The following is a 9,421-nucleotide window of genomic DNA, read 5'->3' on the forward strand; positions in this document are numbered from 1 at the left end:
CCCCCCCCCCCGCCCCGCCCCCCCCCCCCCCCCCCCCCCCCCCCCCCCCCCCCCCCCCCCCCCCCCCCCCCCCCCCCGCGTCCTACGGGCTCAGACCAGCGGCCCGGTGCTCTGCCCGGACCAGTAGCCCGGCGCTCCGCTCAGGCCAGCGGTCCGGTCACCGGCTCCACGGCCGCCACCAGCGCGCCGGAGCGCACGAACTGTTCGGCCGCCGCCAGGTCGGGCGCCAGGAACCGGTCCTCGCCGGGCCCTTCCACGCCCGCCGCGCGCACCGCGGCCAGTACCGCCCGGCTCGCCGGCGCGGGCGTCATGCCCGTCCGCAGCTCGATCGCGCGGGTGGCGGCGACGAGTTCGACCGCGATGATCCGGCCCAGGTTCTCCACTACGGTCCGCAACTTGCGCGCGGCCGACCAGCCCATGGAGACGTGGTCCTCCTGCATCGCGGAGGACGGGATGGAGTCGACCGAGGCCGGCACCGCCAGCCGCTTGAGCTCGCTGACCAGCGCGGCCTGCGTGTACTGGGCGATCATCAGGCCCGAGTCGACGCCGGCGTCGGCGGCCAGGAACGGCGGCAGCCCGTGCGAGCGGTTCTTGTCCAGCAGCCGGTCGGTGCGCCGCTCGGCGATCGACCCGAGGTCGGCCGCCGCGATGGCGAGGAAGTCCAGTACGTAGCCGACGGGCGCGCCGTGGAAGTTGCCGTTGGACTCGACCCGGCCGGTGCCGTCGGCCGCGCGCAGCACCACCGGGTTGTCCACCGCCGCCGCCAACTCCCGCTCGGCGACCAGCCTGGCGTGCGCCAGGGTGTCCCGCCCCGCGCCGGCCACCTGCGGCGCGCACCGGATGGAGTACGCGTCCTGCACCCGGGGCGCATCGTCCTGGTGATGGCCGGTCAGCCCGGAGCCGGCCAGCACCCGCAGCATGTTGTCGGCGCTCAGCGCCTGGCCGGGGTGCGGGCGGATGGCGTGCAGTTCGGGGGCGAGCACCCGGTCCGTACCGAGCAGCGCCTCCAGGGTGAGCGCCGCGGTGATGTCCGCCGAGGTGTACAGCCGGGCCAGGTCGGCGCAGGCCATCACGAGCATGCCCAGCATGCCGTCGGTGCCGTTGAGGAGGGCCAGGCCCTCCTTCTCGCGCAGTTCGACCGGCTCGATGCCGTGCGCGGCGAGCAGTTCGGCGGCCGGCCGCAGCACGCCGTCGGGGCCCTCCGCTTCGCCCTCGCCCAGTAGCGTGAGCGCACAGTGCGAGAGCGGCGCGAGGTCGCCGGAGCAGCCGAGCGAGCCGTACTCGTGGACGACCGGCGTGATGCCCGCGTTGAGGATCGCGGCCATCGTCTCGACCACCACCGGGCGCACCCCGGTGTGGCCGGACGCCAGCGTCTTCAGCCGCAGGAACATCAGCGCGCGGACCACCTCGCGCTCGACCCGCTGCCCCATGCCGGCCGCGTGCGAGCGCACGATGTTGCGCTGGAGCTGGGCCCGCAGCTCCGGGCTGATGTGCCGTACGGCGAGCGCCCCGAAGCCCGTGGAGACCCCGTAGACCGGTTCGGGCTTGGCCGCCAAATCCTCGATGACCTGGCGTGATGCCGCGACGCTGGCCAGGGATTGCGGCGCGAGCTCGACGCGCGCCCGCCCGCGCGCGACCGCGATCACATCCTCGGCGGTCGTACCGGACGTCCCCACCACCACAGAGTGCATATCCATATTCAGGCACCCTAGAGACTGAATCGCTAGCTGTCACCATCCGCCCGGCACGGCTTCCGGTTCCGGCCGCCGGTCCGCCGTACGGCCCGGGAACCCGGGGACGTTGCGGACGAACTCGCGCCGCCGCTGCCTGCGGTCGCGCCGGATGCCGTCCCTGGCGACCTGGTCCCCCACCTTCTTCTGCACCTTGCGGGCGGCCTTGATGCGCCGGGTGAACTCGGCCCACTCGCCGGGGTCCGCCTGGCGCAGCGCCTCCAGCAGGCAGCGCTCGTACCGGGCGGTCCCGGCGGGCAGCGCGGCCAGCACCAGCGCCAGGTTGACGCGCCCCGACACCGACTCGGCCAGCGCCACGTCCCGTACCAGGAACTCCGCGAGCCGCTGGTCACGGCCGGCGAGCACACCGAGCACGGGCAGGAAGTGAGCCCGGTCGCGGCCGGCCGCAGCCGCCAGCAGGGCGCGCGCCGCGGCCCGCTGGCCCGCGCCCTCCAGGGCGCAGCCGAGTTCCACCACGTCATCGGCCGTGGCCCGCCGGGCGTAGCCCTCCAGCGCTGCCGGCGCGAGCAGCGGACTGGCGTCGTGGTGCAGGCTGCGCACCAGTTGGACGGCGTGCCCGGCGACCCGGCCGCGCAGCCCCTTCCAGAACACCCGCTCCGCGTGCGCGCGTGCGCCGCACGCCCCGAGCAGCGCGATCAGCGCCGCCAGTTCCTCCGGCGGCTGCACCACGCAGGCGTCCGCAAGGACCGCCCAGGCCCCGCCGTCGAGGCCCGCGTCGACCGTGGCCAGCAGGTCGGCCGCGGCCGGCACCGGGTGCGCGTGCAGCGCCTCGGTGAGCACGCCGACCGCGTACTGCCAGTGCCCGGCGACGTGCAGCGCACCGACCAGGTGGCCGACCTCCCGCACGCCCCAGTCCCGCACCGCCTGCGCGAGCAACTGGCCGGGGCCGAACCGCAGCCGCACCGTGTGCAGCGCGGTGACCAGGGCGACCAGATAGCCGTGCTGGTCACGCCGGTGGTGCACGCTGTGCGCGAGGACGAAGTCCGCGTCCACCGGCGAGAACCGGTCGGCCAGTGCGGCCAGGTCCACCACGTCGCGGGCCGGCCGCACCTCGGCGACCACGCGCTCCAGGCAGGTGATCGCGTCCTGCTCGTCGTGCCCGAGCAGCAGCTCGCACAGCTCGGCCACCTCCTGCACGGGCCGCTCCCGCGCACACACCCCGAGCGCCGCATCCACCGCCTGCCGCGCGCCGCGCCGGCCGAGCAGCGACACCAGGTCCACCACGTCGCCGAGCGGCCGTACGGTGGCGGCTGCGCCCAGGTAGACCCGGACGTTCTCCTGTTCGCCTGCCGCGGCGAGGCCGAGCGCCACCGCGGCGACGTCGGCCACCGGATGGATCTCCAGCGAGGTCTTCATGACGGTGGCCGTGGCGGCGTCCAGGCCGGCCGCGGCGAAGTGCTCGATGAACACGGCGGTGTCGGCGGCCGGCCGCACCAGCACCAGCGCCGGCAGCGCCGCCTCCGCCTGCCGGTCGTGCCCGGCCCCGTACAGCGCCGCCATCAGCGCCGCGGCCTCCGCCACCGGGCGGGCCTGGCCCGCGGACTTGACCAGTTCGGTGGCGGTCGCGGTGCGGCCCGGCACCGTCAGATGGGTGACCAGCTCGACGAGTTGCGGCACCGATGCCGTACGGTCCGTGGTCTCCAGGATCTCCAGCAGGCCCATCCGCACCCCGGCCTCGCCGGCCCGCCGCTCGGCCTCCGCGAGTTGCCCCTCCAACTCGGTGCAGTGCTCCTCGGCGGCGAACACCTCGCGCTTGGCGTCGGCCAGCGCGCCCCGTAACTCGTCCACCTCGTGCACCAGCCGGTCGCGCTCCTCGCGCAGCTCCTGGTACGTGCCGCGCCAGGCGATCACCGACCGCTCGTACGCGCAGTGGTCCTCCGCGCGCTCCTTCTCCAACCGGTTCAACTTGCCTTGTAACTCGACGAGTTGGCGTTGCCGGTCGCGCAACACCTCGGTCAGCGCGCGGGCGTGCACCTTGCCCCGGCTGGCCTCCTCGTCCGCCTCGGCCAGCCGGTCCTGGAGCCGCTGCACCTCGGACGCGGCGCCGGCGCGCGCCGAACCGGCCCGCCTGGCCCTGCCGTGCAGCTCCCGCAGCGCCTCTTCGACCTCGGGGGTGACCGGGGTGCCCTCCTCGGCGATGTCGGCCATCAGGTCCACGACGAACGACCAGGGCGGGGTGCGGCTGCCGTTGAGGTAGCGGGAGACGGTGCCCTTGTCGAGCGGGCGGCGCAGGGCGTACCGCCGCACGCTGATGTTGAGGCACCCGAACAGTTCGCGCAGCATCTGCGCCAGGGCCCGCTTGTCCTCGTCGAGCCCGTCCTTCAGCGGGGCCAGCGCCCCGGCCACACTCTCACTCGCCACCGCCGGCCCCTTGTTCCTCTGTCCGTTTGAGTGCTTGCTGCTTGTTGGGTTGGTGCTTGTTCGGTTGGTGTTCGTTCGCTTGCTGCTCGGGTGGGGGGTGCTCGTCCGGGTGGGTCACCTCGCGTGTCCGGGCGGCTGAGCCGGTTGCCCTGCGCGGCCGGCCTGGCCTTCCCTGACTGCCCGGCCCACACGGGGCCGCCCGCCGCTGCCGCCGTCGGGGCGCCCCCCGTCGTCCCCACTATCGCCGTTCGGCGTGCGGGGTGGGCCAGTCGCGGCGTTGCCAGTCAGATCGGCGACACTTCGCGCGCGGAAAGAGCCGTACGGGCAACACCGCACCGTACGCGCGGAGTCCGCCCGTACGCACGACAACACCTGTACGGGCAAAGCCACCCCGTACGCACAGACACAGACACAGACACAGACGCCGGCACCGGCGCCGGTGCAGCAACACAGCCCGCCCCAGCGTCGCCACCAGACGGCAACACCCCCACGGCCGCCCGCCAGGCCGCCCCACCTGCGGCGATCCGGCGCAGTGTCGCCATTTCGGGGCGCACCCCCCGTCGCCGCTTGCCGCAACTCCCCACCGCAGGACGAGAGTGGGCCCCCGTCAAGCGTGTCAGCGCACCCCACCGAGACGGCCGGCGCACCGCGCGCCCCACCAGGAAGCCGGAGCACCCGTCCCAGCGGGACCGACCCGAGGAGGAACCATCACCACCGACCGACCGCACGACGGCCCGCCACCGGAGAGCGCACCGGAGACACCCGCCGCACCCCTGGCACCCGTGGCACCCGTGGCACCCCCGGCAACGACACCCCCACCCCGCTGGCGCCGCCTCACCCGCAGGCTGGCCCTGCGCGTCCTGGCCTGTGCGGCGAGTGCGACGGGGTCCGCCCTGGGCACCATGGTGATCGCGTGGGCCCTGCGGCGCTGAATCACCCGCGCGGCAGTCGTACGGGGGCCGCCGTACGGGCGACAGTCGTACGGGCGGCAGTCGTACGGGCGTGTCGTAAGAACGCCTGCCGTACGAACGGCTGCCGTCCAGGCGGCTACCGCCTGCGCCCGCCGGCCAACCCGCCGCCGGTCAGCCCACCGCCGGAGACCCCGCCGCCCGACACGCCGCCCCCGGGCGGACCCCCACCGCCGTCCGAGGCGCCCGGCGGCCCGCCGGGAGGGCCGGCGGACGGACCGCCAGCCGGTCCACCGGAGGGACCACCGCCCTGCGCCCCGCCCTTGGCCCGGGCACCGGCCGACCCACTGCCGCGGCTGCGGCCCCGGATGCGGCGCCGGTCGGCGGTGGGGGCCGGGGCGTCGGCGAGCCTGACCACCGGATCGTCCGTACCGCCGTCGCGGCCGGCCACCACGGGCCGGTCGGCGTGCGCGGCCTTCGCGCGGTACTGCGCGGCGTCCGCCAGCCGGAACAGCCGCCGCGCCGAGTGCACCGGGCCGATCGGGTTCCCCGTGGACGCCACCCCGCAGGCCACGCCCTCGCCCATCTCCAGCGCGCTCGCCCGCCGGCACAGCTCCTCGGCGACGGCCACCACGTCGGCGGCCGAAGGGCCCACCGCGAGCAGGCAGAACTCGTCCCCGCCGAGCCGGGCCGCCAGCGCGCCGGGCAGCCGGGCCCCGCACATGGAGAGGACCGAGCCGAATCGTTCCAGCAGCCGGTCACCCATCTCGTGCCCCAGCGAGTCGTTCACCCGTTTGAGCCCGTTGAGGTCACACACCACCAGGCTCACCACGGCCCCCTGCGCTTCGTGCAGGTCCAGGGCCTCGTCCAGGCGCATGTCCACCGCCCGCCGGTTGGCGAGCCCGGTCAGCGGGTCGGTGAAGGCCAGCCGGTGCGCCTCTTCGAGCCGCTCGCTCTGGGCGATCCCGGCGGCGGTCACCGAGGCGAGGACCGTGGCGAAGTCGGCATCGGCCCGCCCGAACACCGGCCGGCCCGGCGGCCTCGCCACGTACAGCTCGCCCCAGGCCCGGCCGCGCAGCACGATCGGCGCCACCACGCAGCAGCCCCGGCCGCGCTGCCGCAGCGCCACCACCCGCCGGGCCCGCCGCCCGCCGCGTACCGGCCCGGCGTCACCGCTTTGCGCCGCGTCCGGGACGGAATCCGCGCCCGCGCCGGCTTCCCCATCCGCGGCGGTCTCCGCGTCCGCGACGGTCTCCACCCAGGCGCGCGGCTCGCCGCCGCTGATCCACTGCTCGTGCAGGAACTCCGCGATCTGCGGGAAGTCGTGCACCGGGTACGACTCGTCCACCGGGAACTCCTCCTCACCCGGTGCCAGCTCCCCCACGTTCACCAACACCCGCAGCCGCCCCAGCTCCCGCTCCCACACGCAGACCGCGGCGAACGACCCCTCCAGCGCGGCCAGGGCGCTGAGCGCGGCGGCGCGCATCGCATCCCGTGCCGTGTGCGCGGCGGCCATCGCCTGCGCCAGACCCACCACGGCAGCCAGCCGTGCATCACCCCGGTCCGTCACCCACGCCTCGCCTTCCGTCACCGTCCGCACATGCCTGCACCCCAGCGTACGAACGTTCGACACATCTCGCTTGAGGGAGGTTTAAGGAACGGGCAGTGGCCGACTCGGCGGCCACTCACCCGTCCCCGGAGTGTCGGTCAAGGCCGGTGGTCGGTCAACGTTGCTCGCCCACGAGCACCCGCATCAAAACCTTCCGGACGCGCCCCGGGCACCGAAATCCGCCCGCGTCAGCCCGTTACGCGCCGGGCCACTGCGGCGTCCGCTTCTCGTTGAAGGCCGCCACGCCCTCCGCCCGGTCGGCCGAGAACGCCACCGAACGCCACGCCGCGTCCTCCACTTCGAGGCCGGCCCGCAGGTCAAGCCCCTGACCGAGGCGGAGCGCGCGCTTGGCGGCCCGCAGCCCCACCGGGGAGTGCGCGGCGATCCGGCCCGCGAGGGCGAGCGCCGCCGTGCGCGCCTCGCCCGCCGGCACCAACTCGTCCACCAGGCCGAGTTCCCTCGCCTCGGCCGCGGCCACCCGCCGGGCCGAGAACACCAACTCGGCCGCGCGCGCCGCGCCCACCCGGCGCGGCAACAACTGGGTGCCACCGCCGCCCGGGATCACCCCCACCGACACCTCGGGCAGCGCCACCACGGCCGTCTCGTCCGCGACGATCACGTCGCAGGACAGGGCCAGCTCGAAGCCGCCGCCCAGCGCGAAGCCGTGCACCGCGGCGATGGCCGGCACCGGAAGCTCCAACACGCCGGTGTACGCGCCGCGCGCCACCGGGCGCTGCCGGCCGAGGTCGGCATCGCTCATCGCGTTGCGCTCCTTGAGGTCGGCGCCGACGCAGAACGCCCGCTCGTTCGACGAGCTGACCACCACGGCCCGTACGTCGCCGTCCTCGCCCAGCGCGGTGCAGGCGGCGGCGATGGACCGGGCCATCTCGGTCGACACGGCGTTCATGGCCCGCGGCCGGTCCAACACCAGCTCGGCCACGAACCCGTCCCGGCGCACCGCCACCCACTCCCCGAACCGCTGCTCACCCATGACGCGACCCTCCCGGTTAACGATCGTGAACCTGCCACCGGATCATCGCAGCCCCACCCACGCGCCCGCTACCTCCCGGCCCGTGGGGCGGGGACGGGTCACCCCGGAGCCGGGCTGGCACCTCGGCGCCCCACGGCCTGCGCAGGGAAGGGGCAGGTACGAGGCTCAGCGGCGTACGGATCAGGTGGCAGGAGGCCCACGGCGCACGGCTTCGGGCAGCAGTACGGAGCCCACGGCGTGCGGCATCGGGCGGGACGAGGTCCGGGGCGTACCGAAGGCGTACCGAAAGGGCCCGTACGAGCCGCCGCGGGTCGCGTACGGAAGGAGTGCGCACGCGACCCGCGGCGTACAGAGGACAGAGGACAAAGGACAGAGGCGGGCGGCACGAGGCCACCGCACCCCCACGCCGGCGGCACCCCACCCGGGCGGCGGCGACGGCCGGCCCGCAGGCCCCACGAGCCGGGCCCGCCCGCAAGCCCGACCGGCCACATCAGGCCCACTGGCCCCGGGGCGCCGAAGCCCCGCCGAGCCACGGCCCGGCCCGTCGCCACAGCCCGACCAGCCACCCCGGGCCGGCCGGGCCCGGCCCCTCAGGCCCGGCGGGAGAGGAGCCAGGGTTCGACCATGCCGAGGCCGCGCACCGCGCGCTGCCACATGGGTTGGAGGGCGAACCGGTACGTCACGGTCTCGCCCTCCTTCTCGGCCGCCGCGGCCTCCGCCTCCGAGCGGGGGGCGTCGCCGGTGCGGGCCAGTTCGTCCGCGAAGGCGCCGTCCACCAGGACCGCGTCCTTCGGCGCTATCGATGTCAGCCGGCTCGCGAGGTTGACCGTCGTACCGAAGACGTCGCCCATCCGCGTGGTGACCGCGCCGAACGCCAGCCCGACGCGGAGCGCCGGCATCGTCTGGTCGTGCGACATGGTCTCGATCAGCCGCAGCCCGATCTCCGCCGCGACGCCCGCGTCGTCGGCCGCGTACAGCACCTCGTCGCCGAGGGTCTTGATGAGCCGGCCGCCGTGCGCGGCGACCAGATCGGCCGCCGTGGTCTCGAACGCCTCGACCAGCTCGCCGAGCTCTTCCTCTTCGAGGCGCCGGGTGAGCCGGGTGAAGCCGACCAGATCCGCGAAGCCGACGGCCAGCCGCCGGTTGACCATCTCCGCGTCGTCCTGGGCCTGCACCACCCGTCCGGTGGCCGCGGCCAACTGGCGCCGCCACACGTAGACGATGAATTCCTCAAGCTCCGGCAACAACAGCTCGACCAGCGGATACGCGATCTCCGTACGCGTCATCCCGGGCTCCTGCGGCTCGGTGAGCCCCTCCAGGAAGGAGTCGATCTGCCAGTCGGCGAGCCGGGCCGTGGTCTGCCCCGTCGAACGCGCCACCTGCACCGCCATCGGCTCGCTCAGCAGCCCGGCCTCCACCAGGCCCGCAAGCCGCCGCAGCGCCAGCACGTCCGCCTCGGTCAGCGCCTTGGCCTGGCCGATGTCGGCGAAGCCCATCGCCCGCCAGAACCGCGAGGCCAGCTCCATCGACACGCCGGCGCTGCGCGCGGCCTGGAAGGGCGTGTACTGCCGCTCGGCGCCCAGGATGAGCTGTTCCAGCTTGAGCGCGATGGGGTCATCCTCGACGGCCGCGGCGCGCTCGGCCGCCGCCCCGCGGTCCGGCCCGAGGTCGGCGGGGGCGGCACCACCCTCGGGGTCGCCCTCCGTGCCCGGGCCCGCGCCCGCAGCAGCCCCGGAAGCCGGGGCCCCGGCACCGGGCTCGGCCGCTGCCGCCGCCGGCGGCCCGGCAGGCCGCTGGGGCC

At 75.4% G+C, this 9,421-nt stretch carries 4 protein-coding genes and 1 pseudogene; all 5 read right to left on the reverse strand.

Annotation, left to right across the window (positions count from 1 at the left end; genetic code table 11):
• Window positions 1-140 precede the first annotated feature (140 nt).
• Window positions 141-1,697 (reverse strand): histidine ammonia-lyase, encoded by a 1,557-nt coding sequence (gene hutH / locus AAHZ94_RS21185; protein ID WP_349994560.1) that lies wholly within the window; start codon window positions 1,695-1,697, stop codon window positions 141-143.
• Window positions 1,698-1,730: 33 nt separating this feature from the next.
• The gene (locus tag AAHZ94_RS21190) at window positions 1,731-4,112 is read right to left on the reverse strand and encodes a hypothetical protein (protein WP_349994561.1); all 2,382 of its coding nucleotides are present in this window, start codon (window positions 4,110-4,112) and stop codon (window positions 1,731-1,733) included.
• Between the two features lie 1,266 nt (window positions 4,113-5,378).
• A pseudogene (locus tag AAHZ94_RS21195) lies at window positions 5,379-6,536 on the reverse strand (GGDEF domain-containing protein); the annotation flags it as partial.
• Between the two features lie 289 nt (window positions 6,537-6,825).
• Window positions 6,826-7,620, reverse strand: coding sequence for an enoyl-CoA hydratase/isomerase family protein (locus AAHZ94_RS21200; RefSeq protein WP_349994562.1), 795 nt, complete (start codon window positions 7,618-7,620; stop codon window positions 6,826-6,828).
• Between the two features lie 590 nt (window positions 7,621-8,210).
• A partial coding sequence (locus tag AAHZ94_RS21205) for an adenylate/guanylate cyclase domain-containing protein (RefSeq protein WP_349994563.1) occupies window positions 8,211-9,421 on the reverse strand: 1,211 nt, incomplete at its 5' end.

The organism is Streptomyces sp. HSW2009 (assembly GCF_040240285.1).
Classification (GTDB): Bacteria; Actinomycetota; Actinomycetes; order Streptomycetales; family Streptomycetaceae; genus Streptomyces.